Source organism: Kushneria halocnemicola, assembly GCF_965650455.1.
Classification (GTDB): Bacteria; Pseudomonadota; Gammaproteobacteria; order Pseudomonadales; family Halomonadaceae; genus Kushneria.
On the sequence record NZ_OZ287968.1, the window covers coordinates 657,288 to 676,377 of the forward strand.

Below are 19,090 nucleotides of genomic sequence, written 5' to 3' on the forward strand. Positions count from 1 at the left end.
GTCTTGCCAGTCGCCTCTAGACCAGGCGCAGATACCATTCATACTCCAGCGCGCTAACGGTTCGCTGTGCCAGCGAGCGCTCGGCCTGTCGGTTGGCATAGTAGATATGCTGAAAGGCCCGGCCGAGCCGTTCTCCCAGAATATCGCTTTCCATCCAGAGTTCCAGCGCCATGCCCCAGGAATCCGGCAGGGAGGCATCGAGCTGCGTATAGGCATTGCCTTCGATTGCCGGTGGCGGCGTGAGCTGCTCGTCAAGACCGTGCGAGATCGAGGCCAGAAGCACGGCACACAGCAGATAGACGTTGACGTCGGCACCTGCCACACGATGTTCAAGTCGTGTGGCGGCCGCCGGCCCGGAGGGAATACGCACCGCCACCGAGCGGTTATCGAGCCCCCAGGAGGGCGTCATCGGTACGTAAAGACCGGGCTGGAAGCGGCGAAAGGCGTTGAGGTTAGGCGCACAGATCGCCATTGAGGCGGGCATCAGATCCAGAACGCCGGCAATCGCCTGATGCAGCAGCGCGCTGCCCATGGGGTTTTTGTCCTCGGCGGCAAAGACATTGCGGCCATGCTCGTCGAGCAGGCTGATATGCACGTGCGTGCCGCTGCCGGCCTCATTGCCCCACGGCTTGGCCATGAAGGTCGCCTCAAAACCCTGCTGCAGTGCCACGCCCTTGATGGCACGCTTTAACATGACCGCGTCATCACAGGCGCGCAGGGCATCATTTCGATGGCGCAGGTTGATCTCGAACTGGCCCGGCGCGCACTCCTTGAGTGCGGTATCCAGCGGCAGTCCCTGCTGGGCGCAGGCCTCATGAATGGCATCGATGAAATCGGCGTACTCGTCGAGCTCGCTGATCGAATAGAGCTGGCTGGAGCGCGCGCGTTCACCGGTCAGCGGCGAGCGTGGCGGCTGGGGCCGGCCGCGGTCGCTGCGTTCGGTATCCAGCAGATAGAACTCCTGCTCGATGGCCACCACCGGCGTCAGCCCCTGTCGGGTAAAGCCTTCCAGAACGCGCGCCAGCACCTGCCGCGGGTCGGCGTGCCAGCCGCTGCCATCCGGCTCCACCATCGTCATCAAAAGCTGCGCGGTGGGCGCGCGCTGATGCCAGGACACCGGCACCAGCGTGCCGGGAATCGGCAGGCAGGCGCGGTCGCCATCGCCACTGTCCAGCCCCAGTCCTGTCTCTTCCACCGTATTGCCGGTAATGTCCAGAGCAAAGATGGAGGCGGGCAGATTGACGCCGCTGGTATAGGCCTCTTCCAGGCTTGCACGCGGGATGCGCTTGCCGCGCAGCACGCCGTTGAGATCGCTGATCAACACATCGATCCGGGTAATGTCGGGATGGGCTTCCAGAAACTGGCGCGCCTCAAGGGCGCCAACGGCGGGGATGTCGGTCATGATCGAGCGGCTCGGGCAGGGCTGGGAATATCAGGTGATAGTACGCAAGCGCATTGAAAATTGCAGTGCCACTCGCAGCAGATGGTCAGGATAGCCTGCTCGGAAATCACGTTTTATGCGGCAGGACATGACGTATCGTGCTTTTGATCAGTGGCGCCCAGGGCAGAGTGTTCATGACCGATAGTGTATCGCGCGCACTGGGGATACCGCTTAAAAAGCGGATCAGGCGGTCGGTGGGGGCTTTCTCGAACAGCAGCTGATAAAACCCGGGGGCACGCTCGGGGTGGCGCGCCAGCGTGCTCATGAAGATGCGGTCCAGATGCGCCAGCACGCGTCCCGGCCGGGCGCTCACCGGGGGCTGGCCCCTGGTCAGGGCGTCTGCACAGTCATCGGCCCAGCGCTGAATGGCGTGGAAAGCGTAGCCGGTGGCGGCGCGCATACTGCCGCCGTAGGCACCGGCCACCACCATTGAACGGCCCGCCGTGCGGGTTGGCGGGGCCATGGGCAGCGTGCCGGTCTCGCGGCGCAGGGCCTGCCAGCAACCCGCGCCAAAACGCACCTCCAGATGAGCTTCCAGCGTGCGTTCCAGCGTGGCCGGGTCGGTCGGCGGGCACCCGAAACGGGTCCACTCAAAAAGCGCCTGATCCGGCGCGTAGGGCAGCACGTAGAGAAAATCGATGCCGGCACGTGGGTCGGTGCCGACGCGAAAATCCATCAGCTCGGCGCTTTGAGGCATGTTGTCGGCCCGGACGTTGATACCGGCAAAATCCTGCCACAGCCAGGGCGAGGTGAGCGGCTTCGGGTGCGGACGGGTATCCACACCGAAACGCGCCTGAACCGTCTCGCCGCTTTCCAGGATGATGCTGACGCCGTCGTCGCGATCCTCGACCTCGATGACACGGCCCTGATGTCTCGTGATATCCGGATGGGCGTTGATGGCCGTAAGCGTTCGGGTATAAAAGCGCTCGGCTTCGAGCATCTCATAGGGGTAGCGGTGGCTTTCAACGGTGGTGCTGGCCTGATCGGTGTGCAGCGTCAGGGCGTGCCAGCGGGCGCAAACGTCGTCCTGAAAGGGGTGCGCCGTGACCGGCCAGCCACACCAGGTGCGGTCGTTGGTGTACTCACCGCGGGGATCGATGATCAGCGTACGCGGTGGTTGCTCGTGCTGCGCCAGCCGATACGCAAGGCTCAGGCCGGCGCAGCCGCCGCCGAGAATGACGAGATCAAACGCCTCGCCGGTGCTCATGCGTTATCAGAGCCGTGGGCGCCGGGTAGATCGGCGATGTGATGATGAAGATCGGCGTCATGGCGCTGGCGATCGCTGCCCTTGATAGCCCCCCGGCCGCTCAGGCGGCGGGTGGCGAGCCACATCTTGCCGGGCAGGGGCACATGCACGCGACCCTGCCACCAGGCAAGGCGTTCACGGCGCAGGCGAAAGCCGATGGCGCGATAGACATCGGCGGCGACCGCAATGGCGCGGCGGTTCTTGCCGGGGATGCGATTAAAGCCGTCGGCGGCGCTGGCGTAGTAGGCCTCGGCGCGGGTCAGCAGGCGATCAATGGCGCGGGCTACCTGCTCGCGCTGCCCTTCATCGGCGCGGGCAATCTCTTCCGGGCCCATATGACCGATCCACTCGGCCGGCAGATAGCGCCGGCCCATGTCGGCATCCTCGCGCACGTCGCGGGCGATATTGGTCATCTGCATGGCCAGGCCCAGATCGATGCCGTGTGGAACAGCGCTGTCATCGGCGCCCACCACCGGGCACATCAAAACGCCCACGGCGCCGGCCACGCCGTAGCAGTAGCGCATCAGATCACGCTCATCCTGGATCAGAGCCGGGGTGCGAACGTCCTCGATCAGGGCATCGATCAGCGCGACAGCGGCGCGCGTGTCCAGGCCGCGGCGCGTTTGCAGATCGATCAGTACCTGCGTGAGCGGGTCACTGCCGGCGCCGGCCAGCAGCTCACCGCGAATGGCCATTAAACGGCGGTGGGCATCCGCGTTTTCCGCCTCGGTGGGCATGTCCTGATCGGCCAGGTCATCCAGCTCGCGACAGACCATGTACAACAGCGCGGCGTCGTGGGCGTCATCGCGCTCCATGAAGTAGCTGGCAAAGCGAAACGACTTGCCGTGACGCGCCAGAATGGCCTCGGCGGTGTCGGGCTGTGCCGTCACGAACCGGCCTCCGGCAGCAGGTGATCGACCACGCGAGCGCTGGAGAGTACGCCCGGCAGGCCCGCGCCCGGATGGGTGCCGGCGCCGGTGAGGTACAGATTGTCCAGCACCTCGCTTTTGTTGTGAAAGCGAAACCAGGCCGACTGACGAAAGATGGGCGCGATCGAGAAGCCGGTGCCGTGCATCGACAGATAGCGCTCGCTGAAATCTTTTGGCGTCATGTGAAAGCGGGTGACGATCGAGTCACGAAAGCCCGGCAAAGTGGTGCGGTCCAGCGCATCGATGATGGCATCACCGAGCCTGTCGCCTTCACGCGACCAGTCCACATCGCCCTGCAGGTTGGGCACCGGCGCGAGGATATAAAACGAGTCGCAGCCGGGTGGGGCAAAGGAAGGATCGGTGGCCGTCGGGCGGTGAGCATAGAGAGAGAAGTCGTTGGCCAGCACACGGTGCTCGAAGATGTCTTCCAAAAGCTCGCGGTATCGCTGGCCCATCCAGATGGTGTGATGCTCGGCCTGGGGGAACTGCCGGTTGGTGCCGACATAGAGCACGAAAAGACCCATCGAGTAGCGCGCGCCGGCGAGTTTCAGCCTTGCGCTGGTCGAGACCTGATCGATCATGTTGGTATAGAGATGCGCGGCATCGGCGTTGCTGATAACAGCGTCAGCCGGCAGCTTCTCGCCGCTTTCGAGTTCCACGCCGTTGGCGCGGCCGTGCTCGCTCAGGATACGTTTGACCGTGGTGCCGGTCTCGATGGTGATGCCCACATCGCGCATGAGCTTTTCCAGCGCGGCGACCAGCGCGCCGGTGCCGCCCATGGGGAAGTGCACACCCCATTTGCGCTCAAGCCAGGGGATCAGGCCGTAGATGCTGGTGGTGCGAAAAGGATTGCCCCCCACCAGCAGCGGCGGGATCGAGAAGGCCTGACGCAGGCTGTCGTCCTCGATGTGGGCGCAGACCATCTGCCACACCGAGCGATAGCTTTTCAGTCTGAGCAGGGCCGGAATCTGCGCGGCCATGGTCGAGAACTGATGAAAGGGGCGGTCGGCAAGCTGGTCAAAGCCGATCTCAAATATCTCCTTCGAGGTTTTCAGGAGATTTTGATAGCCCTGGACATCGCGCTCGTTGAAACCGCGGATGCTGGCAAGCGTGGCCGACATGTCGGTGCCGTAGTCGAAGGTGCGCCCGTCCTGAAAGTAGAACTGATACCAGATATCGAGTGCGACCATCTCGACATAGTCTTCCAGTCGCTTGCCGAACAGCTCGAAAAGCTCCTCGAACAGAAAGGGGGCAGTGATGACGGTGGGGCCGGCATCAAAGCGAAACCCCTGGTCGGTAAAGACCTGAGCGCGACCGCCCAGCTGCTCGCAGCGCTCGATGAGCGTCACGTCATAGCCCTTTTTGCGGGCTCGCAGGGCGGCGGCCATGCCGCCAAAGCCGCCGCCGATGACCAGAGCGCGGCTCATGAGGTCTCACCCGTCACGCTCATCAGTTTCTCCTCGAGTTGATGCGATTCATCCATCAGGGCCTGACCGCAGCCCTCTGGCAGGGTGTCTGCCAGATGGCGCGTTCGGGCCAGAAGGCGGCGACCGTACTCCAGCGCCGAGGCCATGGGGGCGGCATCACCGCGGCGGCTCAGGGCATGAAGCATATTACAGGCCCCCTGGTGTTGGTCGGTCATGTCGCTGTCAAAATCCTCGATATCGTCGATGAGCTGGTAGATCGTGGCAAACAACAGCGCGGCCTGTCGGGCATTGTGGACGGCGTTGTCATGGCCGGTCAGCAGCAGGGGGGCTTCCAGCGCCAGCGCAAAGAGCGGGCCGGACTTGCCGCAGGCGGCCTGGCTGCACTGCTCGAAATCGGCCTCTGGAGCCAGTGCCAGGCTAAAGCATTCGGCCTGACCGTAGATGGTGGTCTGCACGTGGTGATGCACGCAGGACAACAGCGCGGGCAGATGCCTGGCGTGGGCCGCAAGATCTGCCATCAGACCATAAGCTGCAGAAATGAACAGATCGCCCAGGCAGATCGCCACGCCTTCGTTCCAGACCCGCCACACGCTTTGCTGGCCGCGACGCATGCTGTCGTGATCGAGCACGTCGTCGTGAACCAGAGAGGCGTTGTGCAAAAGCTCGCTGATGCAGGCGCAGGTCAGCGCGGAGTCGTGATCAAGGCCCAGCGCGCGGCCGGTGTGATAGCCCAGACGCGCACGCAGATAGCCGCCGGCAGCGCCAAGATGGTGATTGATGGCATCAGAAATCATGCCCTGCTGCCCGTCGTCTTTCAGCGCCCGGGTCAGAGTGGCATGAATGTCGCTGTTGAGGTCGGCGCTGGGGGCGCCCTGTACGGGTTGGCGTTCGACGATCGGAGACGTCAGGCCGGTCATGAATCTCTCCTTGTCTGACGCGCGGTTGCGACCGACATCCATGGTTATAGTCACCTGACGGTTCAAGGACGAACGCCAGTGCATTGATTGATTCAGAGCAATAAAACGGGTTACTCCAGGATAGCTGAAAATCATCGCGGCTGTCATGGTCGCGGGTCATGACCGATGGCTTTTCCTGCACCTGTCGTACACAGCTCTGTGCTTTTTCAGGGTGGCGCAGTCACATCCGTCTTGCCAGACTCAAGGCACATGATACGACAGCCGGGTCATATCGACCTGAACACACAGGAGGCAGCAATGGCCAACCCAACGCTTTTGATTACGGGCGCATCGAGCGGCATCGGTGAAGCCTGTGCCCGCCATGCGGCCGAGGCCGGTTACAACGTGGCACTGGCGGCACGCAGCACGAAGCGCCTTGAAACGCTGGCGGAGACGCTGGAGCAGGAATACAGCGTTCAGTCGGCGGCCTTTACCTGCAACGTGCAGTCGTGGGAGGACCAGGAGCAGCTGGTGGCCTCGGTCGTTGCGCGTTTTGGCAGTCTGGATGCGGTTTTTGCCAACGCCGGTCGCGGCCTTGAAGGGCGTGGCTATGGCGGCAGCGACCCGGAAGAGTGGCGCGAGGTGCTCCTGACCAATGTGCTGGGCCCGGCACTGACGGTGCGCGCGGCCATGGCCGAGCTGAAAAAAAGCCGCGGGCACGTGCTGATCACGGGCTCCGTGGCCGGGCGCCGGGTCATGCCGGGCTCGTTTTACGGCGCCACCAAAAGCGCCGTCCAGAGCATGGCCTATAACCTGCGCGAGGAGGTCAAGGGCAGCGGCATGCGCGTCACGCTGATCGAGCCGGGCGTGGTGGATACGCCCTTTTTCGACGAGCCGCAGGACAATGCCCTGACGCCGGACGATATCGCCCGTTCGGTGGTCTTTGCATTGACCCAGCCCAGGCACGTGGAAGTGCACGACATGTGCATCCTGCCGACACCACCGATCGAGGAGTAAGCGTCGGGCAGCAGGGCTGTGTGGGTATAAGCGCCAGGCCATAAAAAAGGGGACGCCAGCTGGCGTCCCCTTTTTGGTACTCACATACGTGTTTCGCTCACACACGTTTCGTTGCTGACATTACTACAGCAGCGCGTCGAGCTTTTCCGTGAGCATGGCGTTGACCTGCGGCGGGTTGGCCGTACCGCGCGAGGCCTTCATGACCTGGCCGACGAAAAAGCCGATCATCTTGCCGCGCTTGTCCTCGGTTGCTTCGCGATACTGGGTGACCTGCACCGGGTTGTCGGCAATCACCTGATCACACAGCGATTCGATCGCCCCGGTATCGGTGACCTGCTTGAGACCGCGGGACTCGATGATCTCATCGGCCGTCTCACCCTTGCGCTCCCACAGATCGGCAAAGACCTGCTTGGCCGCCTTGCCGTTGATGGTGTCATCCGCCAGACGCCTCAAAAGGCCGCCCAGCTGCTCGGCGCTGACCGGGCTTTCGGTGATGTCGAGTCCGTCACGGTTGAGCCGACCCAGCAGATCGCCCTGGACCCAGTTGGCGGCCAGCTTGGCATCGCCGCAGTGGCCGTGCACGGCTTCGAAATACTCGGCCAGCGCTCGTGACCCGGTGAGCACGTCGGCGTCATAGGGCGACAGGCCCAGAGCATCGACAAAGCGCTGGCGCTTTTCGCTGGGCAGCTCCGGCAGCAGCGAGCGCTGATGCTCGATATAGGCCTCATCGAGCATCAGGGGCAGCAGGTCGGGGCAGGGGAAGTAGCGATAGTCGTTGGCTTCTTCCTTGGTCCGCATCGAACGGGTCTCGTCCAGATCCGGGTTGTAGAGCCGCGTTTCCTGAACAACGACGCCGCCTTCCTCGAGAATCTCGCTCTGGCGCTCGATTTCAAAAGCGATGGCGCGCTCGACGAAGCGAAAGGAGTTGACGTTTTTGATCTCGGCGCGGGTACCGAGCTTCTCCTGACCCTTCGGTCGCAGGGAGACATTGACGTCACAGCGCATTGAGCCCTCTGCCATGTTGCCATCGGAGATGCCCAGATAGGTCACGATGGCGTGAATGGCGCGGATGTAGGCGGACGCTTCCTCGGCGCTGTGCATGTCGGGTTCGGAGACGATCTCCAGAAGCGGCGTGCCGGCGCGGTTGAGGTCGATACCGGTCATGCCGCTGTAGTCCTCGTGCAGCGATTTGCCGGCATCCTCTTCCATGTGGGCATGATGGATGCGCACGGTCTTGATGGTGCCATCGCCCAGGGTGATATCGACCTCGCCACGCCCGACGACCGGATGCGCCATCTGGCTGGTCTGATAGCCCTTGGGCAGGTCCGGGTAGAAATAGTTCTTGCGCTCGAACACCGAGTATTCGGGGATCTCGGCATTGATCGCCAGGCCAAAGCGTACTGCCATGGCCACGGCATTTTCGTTGAGCACCGGCAGCGTGCCCGGCAAACCCAGATCGATGCCGCAGGCCTGGGTGTTGGCCTCGGCGCCGAAGGCCGTCGAGGCGCCGGAAAAGATTTTCGAGCAGGTCGACAGCTGCACGTGGACTTCAAGCCCGATCACGACTTCCCACTGCATGTTGTTACTCCTTGATCTCGGGCCGGCGCTGATGCCAGTCGGTGGCCTGCTGATAGGCGTGCGCCACGTTAAGAAGGTGCGCCTCACTGAAGTGCGGCCCCAGAATCTGAAGCCCGACCGGGCGGTTGTCGACCAGACCGGCCGGCACACTGATACCGGGAATGCCGGCCAGGTTGATGGCGATGGTGTAGATGTCCTGCAGATACATCTGCACCGGGTCGGCCTTGGCACCCAGTTCAAAAGCGGTGGTCGGCGCCGCCGGGCCCATCAGCACATCCACCCGTCCAAAGGCGTCGATAAAGTCCTGACGAATCAGTCGACGGATTTGCTGCGCCTTGCGGTAGTAGGCATCGAAAAAGCCTTCCGAAAGGGTGTGCGTGCCGATCAGGATGCGTCGCTTGACCTCATCGCCAAAGCCTTCGGCGCGGGTGCGCTTGTAAAGATCCTCGAGATCGACCGGATCATCACAGCGGTGACCAAAACGCACGCCATCAAAGCGTGACAGGTTGGAGGAGGCCTCGGCCGGCGCGATGACGTAATAGGCCGGAATCGCCAGACGGGTATGGGGCAGACTGACATCGATGACCTGCGCGCCGAGAGATTCGTAGACCTTCACCGCGTCGCGAATGGCCGTTTCGACCTCGGGGGCCAGACCTTCACCGAAATACTCCACCGGCAGGCCGATCTTGAGGCCATTGAGCGGCTTGTCCAGCCCCTGGGTGTAGTCGGGCACGTTGCGCGAGACGCTGGTGGAGTCGCGTGCGTCATGGCCGGCCATGGCGTTCATGAGCATGGCGCAGTCTTCTGCCGTGCGGGCCATGGGGCCGGCCTGATCCAGGCTCGAGGCGTAGGCGATCATGCCGTAGCGCGAGATGCGTCCGTAGGTGGGCTTGAGTCCGGTAATGCCGCAAAACGCGGCCGGCTGGCGGATCGAGCCACCGGTGTCGGTGCCCAGCGCGGCCGGAACGAGGCCTGCCGCCACGGCCGCGGCACTGCCGCCGGAGGAGCCGCCGGGGACCAGTGTCGGATTCCAGGGGTTTTTGACCGGACCGTAGTAGCTGTTTTCGTTGGAAGAGCCCATGGCGAACTCATCCATGTTGGTCTTGCCAAGGCTGACCGTACCGGCGTGGCGAAGCTTTTCCACCACGGTGGCATTGTAGGGGGCGATGAAGTTGTCCAGCATCTTCGAGCCGGCACTGGTGCGCACGCCCTCGGTGCAGAAAATGTCCTTGTAGGCCAGCGGCAGGCCACCGAGAACACCGGCTTCCCCCTTGTGACGCAGGGTGTCGGCGGCATCGGCGTCTTCAAGGGCCTGCTCGCCGGTGACGGTGATAAAACTGTTAAGCGCCGGGTCCAGGCGCTTGATGCGCTCGAGCAGCGAGGTCGTCAGCTCACGACTGGAGAAGTCACCGGCAGCCAGGCCGCGGGCCAGTTCGGCAAGTGTCTTGTCATGCATGGGGGCTTGTTACTCCTTGGCTGCCCTTGATCGGGCCAGTGTTTCCGGTCTGTCGCATCTCAAAGCGGTCAGGCGTTGTCATGACGATCACTCGACCACGCGCGGCACCAGATACAGACCGTCTGCCGTAGCCGGGGCAATTTTCTGGAAGGTGTCGCGACGGTCGGGCTCGATCGCTTCGTCGGCGCGCAGGGGCTGAGTGGCGTCGAGTGGATGGGACAGCGGCGCCACGCCGTCGGTGTCGATCTCGGCAAGCCGATCTACCATCTCCATAATGCGAGACAGATCATCAACATAGCGTTCGGCCTGGGCGTCACTCACACCCAGACGAGCCAGATGTGCTGCGCGCAGAACATTGGCGTGTTCAATAGCCATGGCGGTTCTACCTTTGAACAATGCAGGGTTGAATTACAAAAGCGTGGACCTCCGGCTTCTGATCGGGCTGCATAAAACCAACAAAAAGAAGCGAGGCCACATTGTGGGAAGAAGGTATCATAAGCAGCGACGGCATGGCAGGCGGGCTGCTTGCCGCATCATGACGGCGATGATACCGTTTGCATCCGCACAAGTTCCGGTCTGGCCCAGGTGAAAGACTTTCATGTTTAAACGTTTACGGGGGTTGTTTTCCAGTGATCTGTCGATCGATCTGGGAACGGCCAATACACTGATTTATGTACGTGGTCGCGGTATCGTGCTCGATGAACCCTCGGTCGTGGCCATTCGCCAGTCCGGCAGCATGAGAAGCGTGGCCGCTGTCGGCCTTGATGCCAAGCGGATGCTGGGGCGCACGCCCGGCAACATCACCGCCATTCGTCCGATGAAGGACGGCGTCATTGCCGACTTCACCGTCACCGAACAAATGCTGCAGTATTTTATTAGAAAGGTGCATCAAAGCACCTTTTTAACGCCCAGCCCCCGGGTTCTGGTCTGTGTTCCCTGCATGTCCACGCAGGTCGAGCGCCGTGCCATCAAGGAGTCCGCTGAAGGGGCCGGGGCCCGTGAAGTCTTTCTGATCGAAGAGCCAATGGCGGCTGCCATCGGTGCCGGTCTGCCGGTCGAGGAGGCCACCGGTTCGATGGTGGTCGATATCGGTGGCGGCACGACCGAAATTGCCATCATCTCGCTTTCCGGCGTGGTCTATTCCGAATCCGTGCGGGTGGGCGGTGACCGCTTTGACGAAGCGATCACGGCCTATGTGCGTCGCCATTACGGCAGCCTGATCGGCGAGGCCACGGCCGAGCGCATCAAGGAAGAGATCGGCTGTGCCTGGCCGGGCGGTGAACTGCGTGAAATCGATGTCCGGGGCCGCAATCTCGCCGAGGGTGTGCCGCGCAGCTTTACCCTGAACTCCAACGAGATTCTCGACGCCCTCCAGGAGCCGCTGTCCTCGATCGTGGCCGTCGTCAGGAGCGCGCTGGAGCAGTCGCCTCCCGAGCTTGCCTCCGATATTGCCGACCGTGGTCTGGTCATCACCGGCGGTGGCGGCCTTTTGCGCGATATCGACAAGCTGATTGCCGAAGAGACCGGCCTGCCGGTCATCATTGCCGAAGACCCGCTGACCTGTGTGGCCCGCGGCGGTGGCAAGGCGCTTGAAATGATCGATCAGCACACCTTCGAACTGCTGTCTACCGACTGATGCCAGCGGCTGCCGGCGCCTTGCGCCGGCGGCATACGGTTCGCGGGAGGAAGGCCTATCAAACCGCTTTTTTCGCACGGTCCCATTCCCGGCTACCGAATGATCCTTTGCGTCATTCTGGCGTCCTTTTTGATGTTTGCCGACCAGCGCATGAGCTGGATGGAAGACGTGCGTGCCCAGGTGTCGACCGTGGTGGCGCCGGTTCAGTGGATCGTCAGTCTGCCGGCCCGGGGCCTGAGCCTGGCGTCTCTGGCGCTGAGCGATCAGACCCGTCTGGTCAACGAAAATCGCCAGCTTCGCGAGCGACTCTTGACCCTGTCACAGCGTGTCCAGCGCATGGCCAGTCTGTCCGAGGAAAACACCCGGCTGCGCGAGCTTTTAAAAGCGACGCCGCGTCAGGAAATTCCCTGGATTACGGCGGGACTGCTGACGCTGGACAACGATCCCTTTTTGCAGCAGATGATCATCGACCGCGGCCAGCAAAGCGGCGTGTACAGCGGTCAGCCGGTGGTGGATTCGGCCGGACTGGTCGGTCAGATCATCTCGGTGTCGCGCTACTCGAGCCGCGTGCTTTTGATTACTGATGCCAGCCATTCGGTGCCCGTGCAGATCAACCGCAACGGGCTGCGCTTCATCGCTCGCGGTGCCGGCCAGTCCAGCCGTTTGATGCTGGACAACGTGCCCAACAATACCGACATCCGTGAAGGGGATCTGCTGGTGACCTCGGGACTGACCGGACGTTTTCCGGAAGGCTACCCGGTGGCGCGCGTTAACCGGATTGTGCGTAATGCCGGTACGCCCTTTGCCAGTGTGGAGGTGCTGCCCATCGCCCGGCTCGATCGCAGTCGCAATTTCCTGCTGCTCTTTACCCATGACCGGCTCAAGCGCACCCGTCATCGGTTGAGTCAGGAGGCGGTGGACGCGGCCCTTCAGGTGGCTCGCGCCAGCCGTCAGGAGACGCGTCAATGAAAGGCTATTCCGCAGTCATTCCACTGTCCTTTCTGTGTGCCCTGATTCTTCAGGTCATGCCGCTGCCCGAAGAGTGGCTTTTGTGGCGCCCCAACTGGACCGGGCTGGTGCTGATCTACTGGTGCATCATTACGCCCTACCGGGTGGGCGTCTTCCACGGTTTTTTGATCGGCATGCTGATCGATCTGCTGCAGGGGACGCCGCTGGGAGAGAATGCCCTTTTGTATGCCACCATCGCCTTTTTGACGCTGTTGCTCTATCAGCGCATGCGGATCTATGCGCTCTGGCGTCAGGCCATGCTGGTTACGATCGTGCTGGCATTGATGCAGCTGTTCGAGCAGTGGCTGCGCGCCATTTTGCTGGGCTCGCCGCTGCATCTCGAGTTTGTTTACGCCGCATTGCTGGGTGGCCTGCTATGGCCCTGGCTGTTTACCCTGATGCAGGTCGTGCGCCGGCGCTTTGCTTCCTTTTGATATCCCGTTTGCGTCTGCCGGACAGTGTGTTGTTCGGTGAATCAGGGCGCCCTTGCAGCCCCCTTTTTCGGATACCCCATGCCCATGTCATCGCCTGATCTGATTCTTGCCTCGGCATCCCCCAGGCGCCTTGAACTGCTGGCCACGCTTGGTGTGATCGCCCATGCCTTTCCGGTGGATCTGGATGAAACTCCACACCCTGATGAGCCGGCCCGGGACTACGTCGTGCGTCTGGCGCGGGAAAAGGCGCTGGCCGGTCAGCAGGCGTTTGACACGACACTGCCCGTACTGGGCGGCGATACTGCGCTTTCCGTGGACGGGCAGATTCTGGGCAAGCCGGAAAGCGATGACCATGCCCGAGCCTGGCTTCGCGCCCTGTCGGGACGCGCCCATCAGGTGATCAGCGCCGTGACGCTGGTGGGGCCCGCCGGCATTCTGGATGCCTGTGTCATCAGCGACGTTCATTTTCGCTTGATGGAAGAAACGGAAATCAGCGCCTATGTTGCCAGCGGTGAAGGGCGCGACAAGGCCGGTGGTTATGCCCTGCAGGGGCGGGGGGCGATGTTTGTCTCGCGCATCGAGGGGAGCTGGTCGGGTATCGTCGGCCTGCCGCTTTGTGAAACGGCGCAGCTGCTCGCCCGCCATGGCGTGGCGCCATGGTTGGCCGGTAATGAATTGACCCAGGGAGAGGCGTCGTGAGCGGTGAAATCCTGATCAACATGACGCCCATGGAAACCCGGGTTGCAGTGGTCGAAAACGGCGTGCTCCAGGAGGCCTGGATCGAGCGGGACCAGTGCCGTGGGATTGTCAGCAATATCTACATGGGCAAGGTCGTGCGCGTACTGCCGGGCATGCAGGCGGCCTTTGTCGATATCGGGCAGAGCCGAACCGCCTTTATTCACGCCCACGAGCTGATGCCGGCCGGTCATCCCGGACAGGAGGCCGCGCCGATTCGAACGCTGGTCCATGAGGGGCAGTCGCTGGTGGTTCAGGTCATCAAGGACCCCATGGGCACCAAGGGCGCCCGTTTGACCACGCAGCTTTCCATTCCCTCGCGCTATCTGGTGTACATGCCCGGGGCGGCCCATGTCGGCGTGTCCCAGCGCATCGAGGGTGACGCCGAGCGCGAGCGTCTGCGCAACATGGTTCATGCTCAGGCCAGTGCCCGCGACGCTCTGGTGGGCGGGTTTATCATCCGCACGGCCGCCGAAGGCGTTGATGAGCCCTCGCTGGCCGCCGACATGCAGTTTCTGCTCAGGCTGTGGCGCAAGATTGATGCCGCCCGGCGCGGTACGAAAGCCCCGGTCGTGCTCTATGAGGATCTGGCCCTGCCGACCCGGACACTGCGTGATGTTATGCATGAAGGAATCGAGCGTATCCGCATCGATTCGAGAGAAAACCATGATCGCCTGCGTGAATTCGCCCGGGAGCTGATGCCGTCGCTGGAGTCGCGCATCGAGTATTATCCCGGAGAGCGTCCCATCTTTGATCTCTTCTCGGTCGAAGACGAGCTGCAGCGAGCGCTGGAGCGCCGCGCTGATCTCAAATCCGGCGGTTATCTGATCATCGATCAGACCGAGGCCATGACCACCATCGACGTCAATACCGGCGCCTTTGTAGGGCATCGCAATCTTGAGGAAACCATCTTCAAGACCAATCTCGAGGCGGCAACGGCCATTGCCCGACAGCTTCGCCTGCGCAACCTGGGTGGCATCATCATTATCGATTTCATCGATATGCTCGACAGCGACCACCAGCGCCAGGTCCTGCGGGTGCTGGAGAAGGCGCTCGAACGTGACCATGCCCGTACCCGACTGTCGGGAGTTACCGAACTGGGGCTGGTTCAGATGACGCGCAAGCGAACCCGCGAGAGTCTGGAGCATGTGCTGTGCCAGCCGTGTCCCGTCTGCAAGGGGCGCGGCACCCTCAAGACGCCGGAGACCGTCTGCTATGAAATCTTTCGTGAGATCATGCGTGAGGAGCGGGCCTATTCGCCGGAGACGTATCTGGTCATGGCCGCTCAGCGCGTGGTAGACAGACTGCATGAAGAGGAGTCGACGGCGGTGGCTGATCTGGAGAGCTTTATTGGCAAGACCATCCGGTTTCAGGTGGAACAGCACTATTGTCAGGAGCAGTACGACATCGTACTGATGTGATCATGTCTTCGCTGCGAATCCTGACGCGCTGGCTGCTGACCCTGGCAGCCATCATCCTGCTGCTGCTGGCGGTCGTGACGACCTCGCTGCGCCTGGGCGTACTCAATCAGCCCGCCCTGCAACAGCAGGTTCTCGAGATGCTGGACCTGCCGTCACAGTATCACGTGCGCTGGCAGGACCTGCGGCTCGAGCTGCAGGGGCGCGAACTGGTCGTGGCGCTGAACAATCTGGATCTCGATGGCAACGAGGGCGCGCGTTCTCTGATGTCACTGGGCGGTCTCAAGGCGAATCTTGACGTGTTCGATCTGATGGCCGGTCGAGCCCCCACGCTGTCCGCCTTTCATGTCCGCGACGTCTCGATCGATCTGTATGAAACTGCACCGGGCGAGTGGGGATGGGAGCCGTCATCGCAGAACGACAATGATGACGCCTTCCAGATAACGCCCGAGCGTGTGACGACCTGGGTTGAGACCCTGATGCGACAGTCCGTCGATATTCGGGATGGTCGCATCAACTTCCACGCCCGCCTGGCAGAGGGAGGAGGCGACGCCTCTGCCACGACCTCCTCACTCTTGATTGATCGGGTGGCGATTGCCGGCAGCCGGCAGACCGGGCGTACGCTTGCAGCGTCGGCGCACTGGGAGGGTGAGGCGGCGGCAGGCTTTGGCCTGGCGGGTCGCTTTGATGACATCGCCCCACTGGATGGCCGGCTTCAGCTCAAGGCCGATGCCGAGCAGGCTCGCCGCCTGGCCGGCCTCTGGAGTGCCCTGTGGCCCGGCTACGCTTTTTCGAGTGCCCAGGGTCAGGCCTCATTATGGTTGGGCTGGCACGAGGGCGACATGACGACCGGTCGGCTATCGCTGGACGGGGCAGCGCTTTCCGGCATGCATCGCGACGCGGTGTTTACGCTCAACGACATGACGCTGGAAGCCGGGCTCGAGCGTACCTCGAGCGGTCGCTGGCACGGCAGCGTCGAACGCCTCGGGCTTGCACGTGATGGCCAGGCGCTTTCCCTGTTGCCCGAGGCGGCCGAGCTGGACGCATCAGAGGACTTCTCCGATTTCAGCGTCAACACCACGGCGTTTGCACTGGACGATATCACGGCCCTTTCGGATCTCATGCCGCTGCCGGACGGCGAAAGCCGCCAGATACTGGCGGGGATGGCGCTCAAGGGACGTATTGACGGTCTCTCCATTCGTCGCCGTCAGGGTGGGCCTGTCGAAACGCGTGCGGCACTGCGGGGTGTCTCGGGACAGCCAGTACAGCAGATCCCCGGGTTTGGCCCGATCGATGGCTGGCTGGTGGCCGAGGGGCTTGATGCACGGCTTGATTTTGGCGCACGCCATACCGAGCTGAATCTACCGGAAGTCTTTCTCGCGCCCTGGGCGCTTGATAACGTCAGCGGCACGCTTGCCTTCAATATCGGTGAGGATGGCGAGATTCACTTTGGCGGCAGCGATATCGCGCTTGAGCGCCGCGGGGCGCATGCCCGAGGAGATTTCGCGTTGACGGCGCCGCCGGGCAAGCCGGAGCGCTTTGACATGAACGTCGCCTTTGAAGGCGTCTCCACCGACAAGCCGCGCGAGTGGCTGCCTGTCAATGCCATCGATGACCCCGAAGTGCGCGTCTGGCTGGACAAGCGCATTCATCGCGCCGATATCCCGAATGGCAACGTGGCGCTGCGGCTGGTATTCAACGATGATCGGCCCGAGGCCCCCGATGAAGACAAGGTGAGAGTGTCGGCGGATGCCCGCAATGTCAGCATGACCTGGCAGGAGGGCTGGCCGCCGGTGACCGGACTGGATGGTCGGTTCACCATGGCAGGCAACAATTTCGATGCCGATATTACCCACGCCAATCTGATGGGCATGGTCTCACGTGGGGCGAAGGCGGCGCTTCATGACCAGCAATTTACGCTCTCGGCGCTGGTCACCGGCGATGCCGGCAACCTGCTTGAGCTGTTGCAAAAGGCGCCGCTGGAAGATGACTCGCTCAGCGAGACGCTCAACACCTGGCGCACGGGGGGCAGTCTGATCGGTTCGGTCAATGTCTCGCTGCCGACCACGGACCCTGAAGCCGTCAAAATCAACGGCGACGGTCGGCTGAGTGGCGCCACGCTGTATTCGAAAGAGTCGGATCTGACCGTGACCGATATCGAAGGTGATGTGCATTACGGCTATCGCCGTCAGCAAAGCCGCATTACCGGCGCGCTGGATGCGCGTGTTTTCGAGGGGCCTGTCAGGGCACGGCTGAATCTGATGGATGGCGGTATCGATATTACCGGGCGCGGCTACGCCGAAGGGGTGGCGGGCTGGCTGGGCCTTGAGAACATTATTCCCATCGTTCACGGTCCCATCGACTATACGGCGCAGATCATGCTGGGCGAGGGGGGCGCACAGATTCACGTGCAGACCCCGCTTGAAGGGCTGTCGCTGCAGCTGCCTCAGCCGTTTCAGAAATCGCCCGACACGCCGCTGCCCCTGACGCTGGATGTGGACGTTGGCAGCGGCGCCGGTGAACTGCGCGCTGGTGAGCTGGTGCGGGCGCGCTGGCGTCACAACAGCCACCAGGGGCAGGTCTGGCTGGAAGAGATGCCCGCCGAGGACATCGAATGGCCCGAACAGGAGCACTGGCAGGTCAACTGGCAGGCGGACCGGCTGGATCTGGTGGCCTGGCAGCTGGCCATTTCCCAGCTTTCCGATACGGCCGATGACAACAGCCGTCGCCGGCGCCCCGATGCGCCCTCCCAGAAGATTTCGCCCATCGAGCGTATCGCGGTGGATACCGACTGCGTTTTGTTCGGTGTGACCTGTCTTGGCAGCGCCCGCGGGCTGGGTGAAGTGCGCGGCAATGACTGGCACGCCATGGTCGACAGCTCCTTTTTGAGCGGTACGGCCGACTGGCGTGACAATCCGGCACTGCCGGTGACCGTTCATATCGACTGGCTGGACCTGACGCCCCTGATGACCGAGGCCCGGCGCAGCAGCGAGGCGGCCGATGCTGCGGGCAAGGCTTCGGAAACAACGCTGACGGCCTATCCGGAAGGGCTGGCGAGTCTGGGAGATGGCCAGTTCACGGTCGATCAGGTGCGCCTTGACGGGCGTATGCTGGGGAAGGTGTCTGGTGGCTGGCATTCCGATAGCGAGCGTATCGACATATCGCCCCTGACAATCGAGATGCAGGACCTTGAGGCCAACGGGCAGCTGGTATGGGAACGTGCCGGGAGTCTGCCCAGCCTTAGCCGATTGCGGCTTGAGGCCAGTGCCGGAGACCTGGGCAAAACCATGGCCTCCTTTGGCGTCAACAACGTGCTCCAGACCGACCGGGGCAGGCTCGACACACAGTTGGCCTGGCCGGGCGCGCCCTGGCAGTTTGATATTAAAGGCGTCAACGGCAGCGTGAACGCCGATCTGGGCAGCGGCCGTCTGACCGCCGTTCAATCGCGCTGGGCCAATCTGCTATCGCTTTTGAACCTGGACAATCTGATGCAGCGCCTTCAGCTCAATTTCTCCGATGTGACCCGCTCCGGGATCGCCTTTAAATCGGTCAAGGCCCGCACAACGCTGCATGAGGGCGTGGTGCGCACGGTGGAGCCGGTGGTCTTTGACGGCTCCGCGACCCGGTTTTCGGCGGGCGGGCAGGTGGATATCCCGGCCCGCACGCTGGATGCCCATCTGGGTCTGACCGTGCCGGTGTCCCAGAATCTGCCTCTGGCGGCGGTACTGGTTGGGGCGCCTCAGGTGGGCGGTGTGCTTTATCTTCTACACAAGCTGTTCGAGCCCTGGTTCGACCGGGTATCGCAGGTTCATTATCACGTGGCGGGTCCCTGGGAGACGCCACAGGTCAAGCTGGAGCATACGCGCTGA

Annotated in this window: 15 protein-coding genes; 7 read left to right on the forward strand and 8 right to left on the reverse strand. The window is 62.7% G+C overall.

Translation table 11 applies throughout. The features are described from left to right. Positions 1 to 16: 16 nt before the first annotated feature. From ACS92L_RS02855 to ACS92L_RS02875, 5 genes are all read right to left on the reverse strand, one after another. Positions 17 to 1,402 (reverse strand): glutamine synthetase family protein, encoded by a 1,386-nt coding sequence (locus tag ACS92L_RS02855; RefSeq protein ID WP_438766908.1) that lies wholly within the window; start codon positions 1,400 to 1,402, stop codon positions 17 to 19. A gap of 106 nt (positions 1,403 to 1,508) precedes the next feature. Next, positions 1,509 to 2,648, reverse strand: a complete 1,140-nt coding sequence (locus tag ACS92L_RS02860; protein WP_438766910.1) for a lycopene cyclase family protein — start codon at positions 2,646 to 2,648, stop codon at positions 1,509 to 1,511. Beyond that, positions 2,645 to 3,577 (reverse strand): phytoene/squalene synthase family protein, encoded by a 933-nt coding sequence (locus ACS92L_RS02865; RefSeq protein ID WP_438766913.1) that lies wholly within the window; start codon positions 3,575 to 3,577, stop codon positions 2,645 to 2,647. Before ACS92L_RS02865 ends, ACS92L_RS02860 begins: the two co-directional genes overlap by 4 nt. Beyond that, positions 3,574 to 5,043, reverse strand: coding sequence for a phytoene desaturase family protein (gene crtI / locus ACS92L_RS02870; RefSeq protein WP_438766915.1), 1,470 nt, complete (start codon positions 5,041 to 5,043; stop codon positions 3,574 to 3,576). Before crtI ends, ACS92L_RS02865 begins: the two co-directional genes overlap by 4 nt. Next, the gene (locus ACS92L_RS02875; protein WP_438766917.1) at positions 5,040 to 5,960 is read right to left on the reverse strand and encodes a polyprenyl synthetase family protein; all 921 of its coding nucleotides are present in this window, start codon (positions 5,958 to 5,960) and stop codon (positions 5,040 to 5,042) included. Before ACS92L_RS02875 ends, crtI begins: the two co-directional genes overlap by 4 nt. A 297-nt stretch (positions 5,961 to 6,257) precedes the next feature. Between ACS92L_RS02875 and ACS92L_RS02880 the strand changes: the two genes are divergently transcribed. Then, complete coding sequence (locus ACS92L_RS02880) at positions 6,258 to 6,956, forward strand: SDR family oxidoreductase (protein ID WP_438766919.1); 699 nt, start codon at positions 6,258 to 6,260, stop codon at positions 6,954 to 6,956. A 123-nt stretch (positions 6,957 to 7,079) separates the two neighbouring features. On the opposite strand, the gene gatB is transcribed toward ACS92L_RS02880, so the two are convergent. The 3 genes from gatB to gatC all read right to left on the reverse strand — a co-directional run bounded on the left by gatB (position 7,080) and on the right by gatC (position 10,365). Then, positions 7,080 to 8,534: an Asp-tRNA(Asn)/Glu-tRNA(Gln) amidotransferase subunit GatB gene (gene gatB / locus ACS92L_RS02885; protein ID WP_438766921.1), complete on the reverse strand. Its 1,455-nt coding sequence runs from the start codon at positions 8,532 to 8,534 to the stop codon at positions 7,080 to 7,082. A 4-nt stretch (positions 8,535 to 8,538) separates the two neighbouring features. After that, complete coding sequence (gene gatA, locus ACS92L_RS02890; RefSeq protein ID WP_438766923.1) at positions 8,539 to 9,990, reverse strand: Asp-tRNA(Asn)/Glu-tRNA(Gln) amidotransferase subunit GatA; 1,452 nt, start codon at positions 9,988 to 9,990, stop codon at positions 8,539 to 8,541. Between the two features lie 87 nt (positions 9,991 to 10,077). Continuing rightward, on the reverse strand, positions 10,078 to 10,365 hold the full coding sequence (gene gatC, locus ACS92L_RS02895) for an Asp-tRNA(Asn)/Glu-tRNA(Gln) amidotransferase subunit GatC (RefSeq protein ID WP_438766925.1): 288 nt from the start codon (positions 10,363 to 10,365) through the stop codon (positions 10,078 to 10,080). A 223-nt stretch (positions 10,366 to 10,588) separates the two neighbouring features. Between gatC and ACS92L_RS02900 the strand changes: the two genes are divergently transcribed. From ACS92L_RS02900 to ACS92L_RS02925, 6 genes are all read left to right on the forward strand, one after another. Then, entirely contained in the window at positions 10,589 to 11,626 is a 1,038-nt protein-coding gene (locus ACS92L_RS02900) for a rod shape-determining protein (protein ID WP_438766927.1), read from the forward strand. A 99-nt stretch (positions 11,627 to 11,725) separates the two neighbouring features. Further along, entirely contained in the window at positions 11,726 to 12,595 is an 870-nt protein-coding gene (gene mreC, locus ACS92L_RS02905; protein WP_438766929.1) for a rod shape-determining protein MreC, read from the forward strand. Then, on the forward strand, positions 12,592 to 13,068 hold the full coding sequence (gene mreD, locus ACS92L_RS02910; protein ID WP_438766931.1) for a rod shape-determining protein MreD: 477 nt from the start codon (positions 12,592 to 12,594) through the stop codon (positions 13,066 to 13,068). The genes mreC and mreD overlap by 4 nt, the downstream gene beginning before the upstream one ends. A gap of 84 nt (positions 13,069 to 13,152) precedes the next feature. Continuing rightward, entirely contained in the window at positions 13,153 to 13,767 is a 615-nt protein-coding gene (locus tag ACS92L_RS02915; protein WP_438766933.1) for a Maf family protein, read from the forward strand. Next, on the forward strand, positions 13,764 to 15,224 hold the full coding sequence (rng, locus tag ACS92L_RS02920; protein ID WP_438766935.1) for a ribonuclease G: 1,461 nt from the start codon (positions 13,764 to 13,766) through the stop codon (positions 15,222 to 15,224). Before ACS92L_RS02915 ends, rng begins: the two co-directional genes overlap by 4 nt. Before the next feature lie 2 nt (positions 15,225 to 15,226). Then, complete coding sequence (locus ACS92L_RS02925) at positions 15,227 to 19,090, forward strand: YhdP family phospholipid transporter (RefSeq protein WP_438766937.1); 3,864 nt, start codon at positions 15,227 to 15,229, stop codon at positions 19,088 to 19,090.

Bases quoted from the DNA above. Each gene is read 5' to 3' on its own strand.
- ACS92L_RS02855 (WP_438766908.1), bottom strand. From the start codon at position 1,402: ATGACCGACATCCCCGCCGTTGGCGCCCTTGAGGCGCGCCAGTTTCTG.
- ACS92L_RS02860 (WP_438766910.1), bottom strand. From the start codon at position 2,648: ATGAGCACCGGCGAGGCGTTTGATCTCGTCATTCTCGGCGGCGGCTGC.
- crtI (WP_438766915.1), bottom strand. From the start codon at position 5,043: ATGAGCCGCGCTCTGGTCATCGGCGGCGGCTTTGGCGGCATGGCCGCC.
- ACS92L_RS02875 (WP_438766917.1), bottom strand. From the start codon at position 5,960: ATGACCGGCCTGACGTCTCCGATCGTCGAACGCCAACCCGTACAGGGC.
- ACS92L_RS02880 (WP_438766919.1), top strand. From the start codon at position 6,258: ATGGCCAACCCAACGCTTTTGATTACGGGCGCATCGAGCGGCATCGGT.
- gatB (WP_438766921.1), bottom strand. From the start codon at position 8,534: ATGCAGTGGGAAGTCGTGATCGGGCTTGAAGTCCACGTGCAGCTGTCG.
- gatA (WP_438766923.1), bottom strand. From the start codon at position 9,990: ATGCATGACAAGACACTTGCCGAACTGGCCCGCGGCCTGGCTGCCGGT.
- gatC (WP_438766925.1), bottom strand. From the start codon at position 10,365: ATGGCTATTGAACACGCCAATGTTCTGCGCGCAGCACATCTGGCTCGT.
- ACS92L_RS02900 (WP_438766927.1), top strand. From the start codon at position 10,589: ATGTTTAAACGTTTACGGGGGTTGTTTTCCAGTGATCTGTCGATCGAT.
- mreC (WP_438766929.1), top strand. From the start codon at position 11,726: ATGATCCTTTGCGTCATTCTGGCGTCCTTTTTGATGTTTGCCGACCAG.
- mreD (WP_438766931.1), top strand. From the start codon at position 12,592: ATGAAAGGCTATTCCGCAGTCATTCCACTGTCCTTTCTGTGTGCCCTG.
- ACS92L_RS02915 (WP_438766933.1), top strand. From the start codon at position 13,153: ATGTCATCGCCTGATCTGATTCTTGCCTCGGCATCCCCCAGGCGCCTT.
- ACS92L_RS02925 (WP_438766937.1), top strand. From the start codon at position 15,227: ATGTCTTCGCTGCGAATCCTGACGCGCTGGCTGCTGACCCTGGCAGCC.